General features: G+C 63.4%; 10 protein-coding genes. 5 read left to right on the top strand and 5 right to left on the bottom strand.

Annotated elements, in window-relative coordinates; all coding sequences use genetic code 11:
* Positions 1-71: 71 nt before the first annotated feature.
* Together P6U23_RS37925 and P6U23_RS37920 are read left to right on the top strand one after the other, a co-directional pair.
* Positions 72-545, top strand: coding sequence for a MaoC family dehydratase (locus P6U23_RS37925; RefSeq protein WP_407177381.1), 474 nt, complete (start codon positions 72-74; stop codon positions 543-545).
* 58 nt (positions 546-603) lie between these two features.
* The gene (locus P6U23_RS37920) at positions 604-1950 is read left to right on the top strand and encodes an MFS transporter (RefSeq protein WP_407177380.1); all 1347 of its coding nucleotides are present in this window, start codon (positions 604-606) and stop codon (positions 1948-1950) included.
* Between the two features lie 292 nt (positions 1951-2242).
* Here P6U23_RS37920 and P6U23_RS37915 read toward each other — a convergent pair whose 3' ends face one another.
* Genes P6U23_RS37915 through P6U23_RS37905 form a run of 3 tightly spaced genes read right to left on the bottom strand, consistent with a single transcriptional unit; the run spans position 2243 to position 6157 of the window.
* Positions 2243-3217 carry a substrate-binding domain-containing protein gene (locus P6U23_RS37915; protein ID WP_407177379.1) on the bottom strand — a complete coding sequence of 325 codons (975 nt, stop codon included), beginning with the start codon at positions 3215-3217 and terminating at the stop codon, positions 2243-2245.
* Positions 3204-4538 carry an ABC transporter permease gene (locus P6U23_RS37910; RefSeq protein WP_407177378.1) on the bottom strand — a complete coding sequence of 445 codons (1335 nt, stop codon included), beginning with the start codon at positions 4536-4538 and terminating at the stop codon, positions 3204-3206. Before P6U23_RS37910 ends, P6U23_RS37915 begins: the two co-directional genes overlap by 14 nt.
* Positions 4535-6157: a sugar ABC transporter ATP-binding protein gene (locus P6U23_RS37905; RefSeq protein ID WP_407177377.1), complete on the bottom strand. Its 1623-nt coding sequence runs from the start codon at positions 6155-6157 to the stop codon at positions 4535-4537. Before P6U23_RS37905 ends, P6U23_RS37910 begins: the two co-directional genes overlap by 4 nt.
* Positions 6158-6321: 164 nt before the next feature.
* On the opposite strand from P6U23_RS37905, the gene P6U23_RS37900 reads away from it, so the two are divergent.
* Positions 6322-7035 (top strand): GntR family transcriptional regulator, encoded by a 714-nt coding sequence (locus P6U23_RS37900; RefSeq protein ID WP_407177376.1) that lies wholly within the window; start codon positions 6322-6324, stop codon positions 7033-7035.
* Positions 7036-7109: 74 nt separating this feature from the next.
* On the opposite strand, the gene map is transcribed toward P6U23_RS37900, so the two are convergent.
* The gene (gene map, locus P6U23_RS37895) at positions 7110-7937 is read right to left on the bottom strand and encodes a type I methionyl aminopeptidase (protein WP_407177375.1); all 828 of its coding nucleotides are present in this window, start codon (positions 7935-7937) and stop codon (positions 7110-7112) included.
* A gap of 97 nt (positions 7938-8034) precedes the next feature.
* Positions 8035-9351, bottom strand: coding sequence for a mechanosensitive ion channel family protein (locus tag P6U23_RS37890; protein WP_407177374.1), 1317 nt, complete (start codon positions 9349-9351; stop codon positions 8035-8037).
* Positions 9352-9662: 311 nt separating this feature from the next.
* Between P6U23_RS37890 and P6U23_RS37885 the strand changes: the two genes are divergently transcribed.
* Both P6U23_RS37885 and P6U23_RS37880 read left to right on the top strand, forming a co-directional pair.
* On the top strand, positions 9663-11456 hold the full coding sequence (locus P6U23_RS37885) for a potassium/proton antiporter (RefSeq protein WP_407177373.1): 1794 nt from the start codon (positions 9663-9665) through the stop codon (positions 11454-11456).
* 275 nt (positions 11457-11731) lie between these two features.
* Positions 11732-12925: an ABC transporter substrate-binding protein gene (locus P6U23_RS37880; RefSeq protein WP_407177372.1), complete on the top strand. Its 1194-nt coding sequence runs from the start codon at positions 11732-11734 to the stop codon at positions 12923-12925.
* The last annotated feature ends 12 nt before the right edge of the window (positions 12926-12937 follow it).

The following is a 12937-nucleotide window of genomic DNA, read 5'->3' as shown; positions in this document are numbered from 1 at the left end:
GAATAAAGGCGCTTCGCCCTCAGGCGACGCTTGCGCTATTCGGCGTCGGGGGACAACAAGGAGCGTCACGCATGATCGTGAGCGAGCTGTTTTTCGAGGATTACCAGACCGGCTCCGCCCGCCGCACCCTCGGCCGCACGATCACGGAAGCCGACATCGTGATCCACGCCGGCCAGACCGGCGATAACTTTCCGCATCACATGGACGCCCAGTGGTGCGCCACGCAGGATTTCAAGCGGCGGATCGCGCACGGCACGCTTGTCTTTAGCGTCGGCATCGGCATGACCGCATCCACGATCAACCCCCATGCGATGTCCTACGGTTACGACCGGTTGCGGTTCGTTCGTCCGGTCTTCATCGGCGACACCATCACCGTCAAGGCGACCATCACGGCCAAACGCGACCATGCCAAACGCGCCGATCTGGGAGTGGTCGTCGAATTGGTCGAGGTGCTGAATCAGTCGGACGAAACGGTCCTTGTCTGCGAGCACCTGTATCTCGTCAAACGACGGTGGCCGGACAAGGAGCGCCGCGAAGCGCACTAAGGCGTCGCGGACGCCAACAGCAAAAAAGATAACGAAAATCAAACAAGGGAGGACAAAAGTGCTTCAGAATGCCGAGGCTTCGCCGCTCGAGAGCGCTATCCGCCGGTCCGCATGGCGCTTGCTGCCGTTCCTCATGCTGATGCTCATCATGGCGTTCCTCGATCGGGTCAATATAGGATTCGTCAAGCTTGCCTATCAGGCCGACACGGGCATCGGGGATGCCGCCTATGCTTTCGGAGCCGGCGTTTTCTTCATCGGCTATGCGCTATTCGAGGTGCCCAGTAATCTCGTCCTGAGGCGCGTCGGTGCGCGCACCTGGCTCGCGCGCATTATGGTGAGCTGGGGGCTGATCTCGGCTGCGATGATTTTCGCGCGTTCGGAGACGATCTTCCACGTCCTGCGCTTTCTGCTTGGTGTCGCGGAGGCCGGCTTCTACCCCGGGGTGCTTCTCTATCTGACCTATTGGTTTCCGGCCAAGCAACGGGCCCGGGCGACCGGCTTGTTCTATCTCGGTGTCCCTCTCTCACTCGTATTCGGGAGCCCGCTCAGCGGTTTCCTGCTGCAATTCGACGGGGTGATGGGTCTGAAGGACTGGCAGTTCGTCCTTGTGGTCGAGGGGATAGCTGCGGTTGTGGTTGGTATCGTCGCCTTCTTCTATCTTTGCAACGGACCTGCCGAGGCGCCCTGGTTGACGCTGCAAGAGCGCAAGGCGCTGTCCGACGAAATCGCGCGCGAGGAAGCTCTCAAAGCGCAGCAGGTGGAGCACTCCGCCCTTGGTGTTCTCAAGGACCTGCGGGTTATCGCCTTCATTCTGGTCTATTTCTGCTTTCAGGTCGGCACATCGCCCTTCTCCTTCTACTTCCCCTCGAAGCTCGCCTCAGCGATGGGGGGCAAGGTCGACTTTACGATCGGGCTGCTGCTAGCGCTGCCCTGGCTGTGTTCGGCGATCGGCACGCTGCTGGCGACCTCCTACGCTGATCGGCATGAGAACCACTGCCAAATCTCCATCATGCTGATCATTGCTGGTGCTCTCGCATCAGCCGCCGTCGGGTTCACCAATAATCCAGTCCTGCTGGTGATTGCCTTCTGTATTGCCGTTCCGGGGCTGACCTCATCGCAGCCGGTGTTTTGGAGCTTGCCGACGCAATATCTGAGCGGCGTTGGTGCGGCGAGCGGTATCGCCTTCATCGTGTCCCTGGGCAATCTGGGCGGCTTCCTCTCGCCGCAAATCAAGACCTATGCCGAGCAGGCCCTTGGCAGCAACAGCAGCGGCTACCTGGTTCTGTCGATAATTGCCGCCGCTGCCGCGGTCATCCTGCTGTGTTTGCCGCGACGTGAGCCGCGCAACCGCTTCGTGCCGCCGCTCGCCGCATTGGATGCCGCGGCCGGCAAGGATCCGGCCTGAACGCGGTCTTTCGGAAGGTTGTTCGTTCCTCGCCGGTGTGGCGGGCTCGGCGATCGGCGGCGCGCTGCCGCTCGTGGCGCTGATCTATCTCGCGCCGAATGAGGTAGAGCGGTCTGAATTTGCGTGGGTCGGCTGGCGAACTCGTTCCACCTCTGCCCAAGCAGAGTATCCGCCGATACGAAGCATCATCCAGCGCGATCTGGGGGCAGCGTGCGGGCTTACCAAAGGACACAGAAGGACGAAAAAAGCCGCGCCGATCTGGCGCGGCTTCTTCGCGGCATGGTCGGTTCGCTCAGAGCAGCCCGTTCTTCCTCAGGATCTCCGGGGCGTTGTCCTTAGTGATCAGCATGGTGGGCAATGTGATCACGGGCGGGATCTTCTGTCCATTGAGCAGCTTGACGGCCTGGCGCAGCCCTTCCGCGCCAGGCGTCGCATAGAGGAACGTCGCCGTCAGAAGCCCCTTGTAGACCCAGGTTGCGCCCTCGTCCGGCAGGCCATCGATACCGATGAAGAACTTGATGTCCTTCTCACGGCCGGCATCCTTGGCGGCAAGATAGGCGCCATAGGCCATCGGATCGTTGTGGCCGTAGACGAGGTTGATGTTCTCGTTGTTGCGCAGCGCCGTGGTCATGATGTTGTAGGCCTGGTCCTGCTTCCAATCGCCCGACTGGTTGTTGAGCAGGTATTTGATCCCGGGCTCCTTGTCGGTGAGGGCGTGGAAGCCGTCATGGCGATCATGCGCCGGCTGCGTGCCCATGCCGCCCCAGATCTCCACAACATTGCCTTTGGCCTTGCCCGGCCCGCCCAAGAGCTTCACCGCATGCTCGCCGGCTGCGCGTCCGATTGCGAGATTGTCGCCGCCGATGAACTCGGTGATCCGCTTGGTGTCGACGTTGCGATCGAGCACGATCACGGGAATTTTGGCATCGATCGCCTTCTCGACCACGCCGGTGAGCCCGGCCGATTCCTTGGGCGAGATCAACAACACGTTCACCTGCTGCACGATCAGGTTCTCGCAGTCCGCGACCTGCTTCTCGGTCTTGTCCTGGCCGTCGGTGATGATCAGGTCGATTTCGGGATGCTGCTTCGCCTCGGCCTGGATCTCCTTGTTGAACTGCACGCGCCACGGCTCGAGCGTCGTGCATTGGCTGAAGCCCACCCTCCATTTGGCCGCGGCCCGGACCGGCCTCCATCCCACCGGCAGATAGATGGTCATCGCCGCACCGGCGGCGGTCGCCGACATCCGTAGAAATTCACGACGCTTCATCGAGGTCCTCCCTTGCAAATGGCGCGTTCGAGGCGCTCAGCGGCCGAATTGGTTCGGCCGATCCGGTTTCGCTCGTGCGTTTCGCGGCAGGAAGCCGCCATCGCGCGGCGAGCTGTCCGAGATTCTGTTCCTGCACCAGCACGGTGCAAACGATGATTAGGCCCTTCATCACGAGCTGCACGTTGGAATCGATGTTCTGAAGCTGCAGAATGTCCGACAACAGGCCGAAGATCAGGACGCCGACGAAGGTGCCGGCGAGACCGCCGCGGCCGCCCATCAGGCTGGTGCCGCCGATCACGACGGCTGCGATGGCGTCGAGTTCGAGGCCAGTGCCGGCGTCCGGCTTGCCCTGCCGGTACTGCGCGACGAACAGCACGCCCGCGATTCCCGCGAGCAGGCCGGACAGGAGATAGGCGGTGAACTGGACCCGGGCGACCTTGATGCCGGAGAGTTTGGCTGCCTCGGCGTTGCCGCCGATCGCGTAGATGTAGCGGCCGAACGTCGTGAAGCGCAGGATTGCGCCGAAGATCAGGATCGCGGCGAGAAAGAACGCGCTCGGCACCGGAACGAGTCCCCAGAGCATCGAACGCAGGGCTTCAAAGGCTTCGGTCGCGTTGGTGCCGGTGTAGACCGCGATCACCGCATTGTCCTGGCCGGCCGTCAGGCGCCCGATACCGAGCGCGCTGACCATCATCGCCAAGGTGACGATGAACGGCTGCAAGCGCCCGGTCACGATCAGGAGGCCGTTGACGGAGCCGAGCAGGAGCGCCACGCAAGGGGTCACCAGCAGGACGCCCAACACGCCGAACTTGGTCGAAAGCTGACTCGCTGCGAACCGGCAGACCAGCAGGGCGGCAAGGAGACCGAGCAGCGCCGGGATTCCGAAGCGCTGCCAGGGGCCAAGCGCGATCTCGCGGCGGGCGCCGGCCGTCACGTCGCGGCCGCGGGCAATGCCGTGCAGCACGAAGCGGGCGAGGCAGGCGACCGCGGCGAAGCTGACGAGCGTCGCCGCCGGCACGCCAATCACGGAGGCCGCGGTCCAGCCTGATTTGGTGAGCAGCATCGCGCAGACGATGGTGGAAAAGCCCATCAGCGAGCCGACCGAGAGGTCGATGCCGCCGAGCAGGATGACGATGGTCATGCCGGTGGCGACGAGCCCGGTGATCGAAACCTGGCGCAATACGTCGGTCAGATTGGCGTAGGACAGGAAGATATTGTGGCCGGAGGAGGTGTGCGGCGAGGCGGCTGCGCCGATTGCGCAAATGATCAGGAGGCCCCAATAGAGCTTGGTGCGCGACAGCGCGCGAAGCAGGTGTGTCATTGGCTCTCCCATGGATGTGCGGCCATGCCCGGTGCGGCCAAGCGCATGATCCGCTCCTGCGTCGCCTCGTGGCGTCGCAAGAGGCCAGTTTGATGTCCCTCGCACATGACCAGGATCCGGTCAGACATCAGCAAGAGCTCCGGCAATTCCGAACTCACGACGACAATGCCCAGGCCCTGCTCGGCAAGCCCGAAGATGAGCTGATAAATCTCCTGCTTGGCGCCGACATCGATGCCGCGCGTCGGCTCATCGAGCAGAAGGACGCGTGGTTCTGTGGCGAGCCATTTGCCGATGACGATCTTCTGTTGATTGCCGCCCGAAAGCGTCGCGACGGTTTGGTCGATATTCGCGCAGCGCACGGAGAGCCGCCGTACCACATCGCGCGCGAGCCGGCTCTCGCGGGCGAAATCCCGTATGCCGAAGTGAGACAACGCACCGACGGAAGGTAGAGCGACATTGCTGCGGATGGAGGCCGCAAGGTGGAGGCCGCGCGATTTGCGATCCTCGGTCACCAGCGCGAGGCCGAGCCGATAGGCGTCGGCCGGCGAGTTGATTTCGGCGATTGCGCCATCGATGGCAATCTCGCCGCCGCGCCAGCCCGCCGCTGCGCCGAAGATGGATTCCAGAATCTCGCTGCGGCCAGAGCCGAGCAGGCCGCCGATGCCGAGGATCTCGCCGCGGCGCAGGTCGAAGCTCACGCCGTGGAGCACGCGTTTCCAGCCGTTGACGGCAGGCTGATCGAGTGTGAGATTGCGCACCGAGAGCACGAGTTCACCATTGGCGCTGGTAGTGCGGTGGCTCGCGGCCATGTCGCGGCCAACCATCGCCGAGATGATGGTGCCGTGCGTAAGCTCGCCGATATCAGCAGTTAGTACCCGCCGGCCGTCGCGCAAGACCGTGACGCGGTCGGCAAGCGCGAGCACCTCGTCGATGCGATGGGACGTGTAGATGATGGCAACCCCTTCCGACCGCAACTGGCGCACCACCTTGAACAGTGTCTCGCATTCTGGCGTCGACAGCGCCGAGGTCGGCTCGTCCATGATGAGGACGCGGGCGTCGAGCGACAGCGCTTTCGCGATCTCCACAAGCTGTTGCTCGCCGACGCGCAAAGCGGCGACGCGGCTCTCCGGATCGATGTCGACTTCAAGGCGTCGCAAGAGGCGCGCCGCAGCCCGCGTCATCCGCCGACGGTCGATGATGGTGCCGGCGATGAGCGGTTCGCGACCCAGAAAGATGTTGTCGGCGATACTCAGTTCCGGAACCAGGTTCAGCTCCTGGTGGATGATGGCGACCCCTGCCGCCTCCGCGTCTCGCACGCCAGCGAATGCGGTCGCGACGCCGCCGATCCGAACAGTGCCGTCGTAGCTGACATGAACGCCGGCCAGGATTTTCATCAGCGTGCTCTTGCCGGCTCCGTTCTCGCCCATCAGGGCGTGCACTTCGCCGCGGCGCAGGTCGAAATCGACCTCGCGGAGCGCCGTCACTCCGGCGAAGCTCTTGGTGATCCGCTCGGCTGCCAGCACGGTTCGCCCCGGCGGCAACTGCTCTGCCTCGAGGGGCCGCTGCAGGGAGGGAAGGGGTCCATTGGGCCCGCCGGGCGCGTTCGCCTGCGTCTGCATTGGCTCCCGTCCTCCCCGGCTTGCCGGCCCCTTGTGTCCGCTGAATCGACGGCGCCTGGGGTGGGCGGCTGTTTTTGATTAACTGATATGCTAGTTATATGAGCGGCGGCTCGTCAAGCCTCCAAAGGGCGAAGAGAGCTTCGTCGGCATTGGGAGTGACATGGATGCATTCGATCGGAGGGTTCAGCGCGGGAGCGGTCGCGCCGCGCGTCCGTAGCGGCCGCGAATCCAAGGTGGACCGCGTCTATCGGGCGCTGAAGCAAGCCATCGTCTCCGGCGGCCTGGCCCCGGAGACGCCGATCGACAAGAACGAATGGTGTGCGCGCTTCGAGGTTTCGCGGCTGTCGATCACGAGTGCGATCAATCATCTTGCCTTCGAAGGGCTGGTTGTTATCGAGCCCCAGCGCGGCTCCTATGTCGCGCGGATGCACCTTGCCGACGTCAAGCAATGGATGTTGATGCGCCGCGCGCTTGAAATGGAGGTGGTCGCCTCCTGCGCGACGAGCCTGTCAGAAGAGGGGCTCGCGAAGCTAGCTCAGAATCTCGCCTATCAGCGCGCAGGGCTCGCCAGCGGCGATCTGCAGGGCTTCCACGAACTCGACACGCGCTTTCACCGGCAGATGGCGGAGAGTCTGGGACTGGCACGGATCAGCGAGGTGCTGGATCCGATCCGCACGCACCTGGAGCGTGTTCGCCGCACGCTGTTGCCCGAGCCTGGGCGCATGCAGGAGACATTCGCTGAGCACGAAGCGATCTATCAGGCAATCGCAGCGCATGATGGGAATCGCGCGCGGCGTGAGATGGCAAGCCATCTCGATCGCGTCGCTGCCGAGCTGCAGGCCTTCGTGACGCGCCATCCCGATTTCTTCGAGCCGTAGCGCGCGAACGCAATTGTCGAGATTGATCTCTCTCCGCAGCCAAGTTCACTCTGCGAAACCGAGAGAGGAGGCGATCACTGACCCGCGACCGGCGGCTTCTCGCCATTGCGCTCGGACAGCGTGAAGATCTCGACGCCGTCGGCGGTCACGCCGACCGAATGCTCGAACTGCGCCGACAGCGAGCGGTCGCGCGTCACCGCGGTCCAGCCGTCGGAGAGGATCTTCACATGCGGCTTGCCGAGATTGATCATCGGCTCGATGGTAAAGAACATGCCGGGCTTGAGCAGCACGCCCTCGCCGGGTCGGCCGACATGGATGATGTTGGGCTCGTCGTGGAACATGCGGCCCAGGCCATGGCCGCAGAAATCGCGCACCACGCTCATGCCCTGCGGCTCGACGAAGCTCTGGATGGCGTAGCCGATGTCGCCGGTGGTGGCGCCCGGTTTCACCGCGGCGATGCCGCGCATCATGGCTTCATAGGTGACCTCGATCAGCCGCTCGGCCTTTCGCGCGATCGGCTGGATCGCATACATTCGGCTGGAATCGCCGTACCAGCCGTCGACGATGAAGGTCACGTCGATATTGATGATGTCGCCTTCCTTCAGCGCGCGATCGCTCGGCATGCCGTGGCAGACCACATGATTGAGCGAGGTGCAGGTCGAATAGCGGTAGCCGCGATACATCAACGTCGCGGGATAGGCGCCGTGGCTGAAGGCGAATTCCCGCACGAACTCATCGATCCGTGAGGTCGGAACCCCGGCCCTAACGATGTCGGTGAGTTCGTCGAGGCACTTTGCCACCAGCGCGCCAGCCTTGCGCATGCCGGCAAACCCGCTCGGCCCGTGCAGCTTGATTTGCCCGGTCTTGCGTAGGGACGTATCGGTGGCTTCGACGTAGCTCATGAAGGGTCGCGGTCTTTCCGGGAAAATGGGGTGATTTGCCCCCTAATTTAGTGATTACGGCATCTTTCGCAAGCCGAGTTGCGCCTTGGAATCCCGTTTAGGTTGAGGACTCCACCGTCGTTTCTACCGGCAGCACCCCGCCGCGGACGCGGATTTCGCGCACCGGATAGGGGACATGGATGCCCTCGCGCTTGAAGGCGTCCCAGAGCGAGAGCATCACCTCGCTCTTGACGCCGTCCATGCCATCGGGGTCGGCGATCCAGAAGGTCAGCGAGAACTTCATGCCGGCGTCGGTGAACTCGGTGAGCAGACAGCCCGGCGGCTTGGCTTTGAGCGCGCGTGGGGCGCTCGCGGCGATATCGATGGCCAATTTGCAGACCAGCCGTGGATCGGCGTCGTAATTGGTGGCGAAGTTGACCTTCACCAGCGTGTTCTTGTCGGTGTAGGTCCAATTGGTGACCTTCTGGGTGATCAGGTCCTCGTTCGGGATCAGGAACTCGCGTCCGTCGCCGGCGGCGACGGAGATGTAGCGGGTGTTCATGGCGCTGATACGGCCCGAATTGTCGCCGATGGTCACGAGATCGCCCGGTTTCACCGACTTGTCGACCAGGAGGATGATGCCGCTGATGAAGTTGGCGACGATCTTCTGCAGGCCGAAGCCGATGCCGACGCCGGCGGCGCCGGAGAAGATCGCGAGCGCCGAGAGGTTGATGCCGACCGCGCTCAGCGCCACCGCGACGGCGAAGATCATCAGTCCGACCCTGATCATCTTGACCAGGAGCACCTGCAGCGAGGGCGTCAGGTCGCCGGACTGGGTGATCCGACTCTCGGCAAAATTACTGACGACGTTGGTCAGCCACAGCGCGAGGATCAACAGCACGCCGAGCTTGATCAGGAGCAGCGGCGTCAGCCGCAAGCCGCCGAGCGTGATGGCAACCGAGTCCAGCGCATCGATGACGGGATCGAGCTGGCCGACGATGCTCAGCGCCGCGACCAGGAAGGCTCCCACCGACACCACGCGGACCACAAGGCTGTTGTGAATGCCCGAGGCGACCAGGCGAATGATCAGCCAGGCGAAGGCCAGTTTCGCCGCGATCATGATCAGATAGCTGCGGCTCGGCCAGGTTGCCAGCACCATCACGTTGCGCGTCAGCACCATCAAGGCCGCGAAGACGGCAACCCATGCGCTGCCCACCAGCACCCGAACGGTTCTTCGCAGCAGCAACGGCCAGCGCGTTGCCAGCGAAGTGGTATCGATCCGAGACTGAATGAGGGCGCTGACGGCGAACGCGATACCGGCCCCTGCGAGCACGAGCCCGAGCTGGAAATAGAACCAGGGCGAGGTTACCTCGGCGCCGACCGAGCGCGCGGCCGAATGCAGGAAATCCAATATGTCTTTCAGGTTGAAGTCCATCGGCAAAGTCTCGTCCTCAACGCCGCGTAACTGGCGCGGATGCCTTTTGGTTGAATCAGTTTCCGCGGCGGTAGCTCACCTCTCGCTCTGGAAGAGGTGAACCGGATCCAGCTCAACCCAATCGCCTCATGCTCTAGCGCATTTGATGTGAAATTGGCGCAGATTTCCATAGCCGCGCCGTGTGCGCGATCCGAACGGGACAGCACCAAACCGGGCATATCGACGCGATGCCCAAAAATGGGTTGGCGCAGCACGGTGGCGACGATAAGGATGCAATTCCAGCGATTTGCGAGCGATCTGCGCGAACCCTCATGGCCTCTCTCGACTCCGTCAGCATTGCCATTCTCTTCGGCGCGGTCCTGGTCATGGCGGGCATTCTGTCGAGCCTGCTTGCGCTGCGCTTCGGTGCACCCTTGCTGCTGGTGTTTCTGCTGATCGGCATGCTGGCCGGCGATTCCGGACCCTTCCACATCGAATTTAACGACGTACGGACCACCTATCTGGTCGGCTCGGTGGCGCTGGCCTTGATTCTGTTCGATGGGGGCCTACGCACCCGCGTTCAGACCATTCGTGCGGTGCTCGCACCCTCGATGATGCTGGCGACGCTGGGCGTGCTGCTGACGGCGCTGATCACCGCGCCGGTGGCCAAATATGCGCTCGATCTGAACTGGGCCGAGGGGCTTCTGGTCGGCGCGGTGGTGGCCTCGACCGACGCCGCGGCGGTGTTCCTCCTGGTGCATGCGCAGGGCTTGCGCTTGCGTCCGCGCGTCGGCGCGACGCTGGAGGCGGAATCCGGCAGCAACGATCCCTTCGCGGTATTTCTGACGCTGATGCTGGTCGAGTTCATTTCGGCCGGCCAGGGCACGGGCAGCCACGTGGTGATCGAATTCTTCCGCGAGGCGGTGCTCGGCGCCGTGGTCGGGGTGATCGGCGGAAGGGCGGTGGTGGTCGCGCTGAATCGCGTGGCACTGCCGCAGGGGCTGCATGCGCCGTTCGTCACCACGGCGGCGCTGGTGGTTTTCGGCGCGGCGCAAATCGGCCACGCCTCTGGCTATCTGGCAGTCTATCTCGCCGGCATCGTCATCGGCAACCGGCCGACCCGGGCGCATAATTCCGTCGTGACCTTTCTCGATGCCGCGACCTGGCTCGCGCAGATCGTGATGTTCGTCCTCCTGGGCCTCTTGGTTTCGCCGCATCGGCTCGCCAGCAGCGTAGGGCCCGCGGTCGTCGTCGCGCTGGTGCTCATGCTGGTCGCGCGGCCGGCCGCGGTATTCTTGTGCCTGGCGCCATTCCGCTTCAACTGGCGCGAGAAGGTCTTCATCGCCTGGACCGGCCTGCGCGGCGCCGTCGCCATCTTCCTGGCCTCGATCCCGATGCTGGTCGGGCTCGGCAAGGCCTATCTCTATTTCGACGTCGCCTTCGTGGTCGTCATCATCTCGCTGCTGTTGCAGGGCTGGACGCTCGCGGCCGCGGCCCGGCGGCTGCATGTGGCGCTGCCGCGCGCCGATCGTGGCCCGCGGCGCGTCGAACTTGATCTGCCCGGCCAGCTCGAGCAGCAGCTCGTCGGTTATCCCGTGCGCCCGAAGAGCCTGTTCTTCCGCCGCGGCCTGATCCCCTCCTGGTCGAAGCCGACATTGGTCATCCGCAACGAAAACATCCTGTCGCCGACAGAGGCCGACCCGATTGCGCCGGGCGATTACATCTATCTGCTGGCGCCGCCGGAGAAGGCCGAAGCGCTGGACCGCTTCTTCGTCGACATGCAGCCGAGCTCCGCGCCCGATCCACATCTGCTCGGCGACTTCATGGTGTCAGGCGAGCATACGCTCGGCGAAGTTGCCGAGGTCTATGGCGTCAAGGTCGGCGAGGATGAATCCAAGCTGACGCTGGCCGATTATTTCGACATCCATCTCGATCACGCGCCCAAGGAGGGCGCGACCGTGGCGCTCGATGCCATCGTGCTGGTCGCGCGCAGCATCTCCGGCGGTCGCGTCAATGTCGTGGGCCTGCGTCTGCCCGAGGAAAAAGACGAGCAGCAGCCCCTGACGCGGCCGGAGCGGCTCAAGCGCAAGCTCACCGAACTTTGGTCGCAGGTCGCGGGCATTTAGCTGGCGAGCACCTCATAGTCTTGCCCGAGAGCCATCGTCCAAAAGGCTCAAGAACATTTTCGAGCCACTGATCGGTCCGCGCGGGCTTGACCGCCGCCAGCATCGATCCAAAAATGGCATCGGTCGATACCGGGTTTGGCGTGGTGGCTTTCCTTGCGTTTTTCTAGCAAATAGCCTGCCCATACCGAGACATAATAATGTCGAGGCTCCCTGGGCCTCGAGAAAAGCTGAACAAAAAGTGCGCAAAATGAAGCGCACAGGGAGGAAGCCTGAAGATGATCATTTCACGACGCGGATTCACCTTGGGCGCGGCAAGCGCGTTCGGTCTTGCTTCGCAAGGCGCATTCAAGCCCGCTTTTGCCCAGTCCGAACCGATCAAGATCGGCTGGCTCGGGGCGCTGACCGGGCCGAGCTCCGCGCCGGCCATCGGATTCGACCGCGGGCTGCGTTACGCGGTCGATGCGGTCAACGCGTCGGGCGGCGTCAAGGGCCGCAAGATCGAACTCATCACGCGCGACACGCAAGGAGATCCGACCAAGGCGGTGAACGCGACGCAGGAGATGATCAGCTCGATCAAGGTGCACGCCATCTGGGGGCCGACCAATTCGGGCGAAGCGCTGGCGACGACGCCGATCATGGCCCGGGCCAAGATGCCAAACATCCACCCTTGCGTCGTCAATTCCTTGATCGACCCCGTCAAATATCCGAATGCGTTCCGCATGGCGCCCTCCAACTCGCAGTGGGACGACGCCGTGCGCAATTACTGTCTCAAGATCCTGAAGGTGAAGAAGGTCGCGGTCATCGGCGACACCACCGGCTATGGCACCACCGCGGCCGGCGATTCCGTCGCTGCCTTCAAGAAGGACGGCGCCGATGTCGTCTACACGGCGCAGATCGATGCGACCCAGCCCGACATGACGCCTGACATGCTGCGCATGAAGAATGCAGGCGCCGAGGCGATCGTGTCCTGGAGCACCTCGACCGGCATGGCGGCCCGTCTCTTCAATGCGCGTGCCGCGTTGAACTGGGACGTCCCGTTCGTCGGCCATCCCTCGCTGGGCTCCGGCGAGGTCGGAAAATTGATCGAGAAGCCGGCCAACTGGGACAAGGTCTACACCGTCAACTACCGAAGCTGCAGTTTCGATGCTCAGGGCAAGCTGCCGGAGCGGACCCAAGCGTTCCTCGACAAGGCCAGCGGCAAGATCGACCTGAAGGATACGCTGTTGTGGTGGGTGCTATCGGGCGTCGACGTCGTCGAACTGCTCTCGAAAGCGGTTGCCGAATCCGGTGGCACGGCCGGCGAGGGCATCATCAAATATCTGAACGGTCTGACCAAGTATCCCGGTCTGTTTGGCAATTACACCTGGTCACCAACGCAACATAATGGCTATCCCACGGACGAGGTCGTCATGGGGGCCGCCAACTCGTCGAAAGACGGGGCTCTGAACCTGGCGCCGGGCTACGGTTAGGACAATAGCGCG

It is taken from the genome of Bradyrhizobium sp. STM 3562 (assembly GCF_045571435.1).
In the GTDB taxonomy this organism is placed as follows: Bacteria; Pseudomonadota; Alphaproteobacteria; order Rhizobiales; family Xanthobacteraceae; genus Bradyrhizobium.
This window is presented reverse-complemented; position numbering and strand designations above follow the sequence as displayed.

Coding starts and splice junctions, on each gene's coding strand:
- map (WP_407177375.1), bottom strand. CDS start 7,937: ATGAGCTACGTCGAAGCCACCGATACGTCCCTACGCAAGACCGGGCAA.
- P6U23_RS37885 (WP_407177373.1), top strand. CDS start 9,663: ATGGCCTCTCTCGACTCCGTCAGCATTGCCATTCTCTTCGGCGCGGTC.
- P6U23_RS37880 (WP_407177372.1), top strand. CDS start 11,732: ATGATCATTTCACGACGCGGATTCACCTTGGGCGCGGCAAGCGCGTTC.
- P6U23_RS37910 (WP_407177378.1), bottom strand. CDS start 4,538: ATGACACACCTGCTTCGCGCGCTGTCGCGCACCAAGCTCTATTGGGGC.
- P6U23_RS37905 (WP_407177377.1), bottom strand. CDS start 6,157: ATGCAGACGCAGGCGAACGCGCCCGGCGGGCCCAATGGACCCCTTCCC.
- P6U23_RS37915 (WP_407177379.1), bottom strand. CDS start 3,217: ATGAAGCGTCGTGAATTTCTACGGATGTCGGCGACCGCCGCCGGTGCG.
- P6U23_RS37900 (WP_407177376.1), top strand. CDS start 6,322: ATGCATTCGATCGGAGGGTTCAGCGCGGGAGCGGTCGCGCCGCGCGTC.
- P6U23_RS37925 (WP_407177381.1), top strand. CDS start 72: ATGATCGTGAGCGAGCTGTTTTTCGAGGATTACCAGACCGGCTCCGCC.
- P6U23_RS37890 (WP_407177374.1), bottom strand. CDS start 9,351: ATGGACTTCAACCTGAAAGACATATTGGATTTCCTGCATTCGGCCGCG.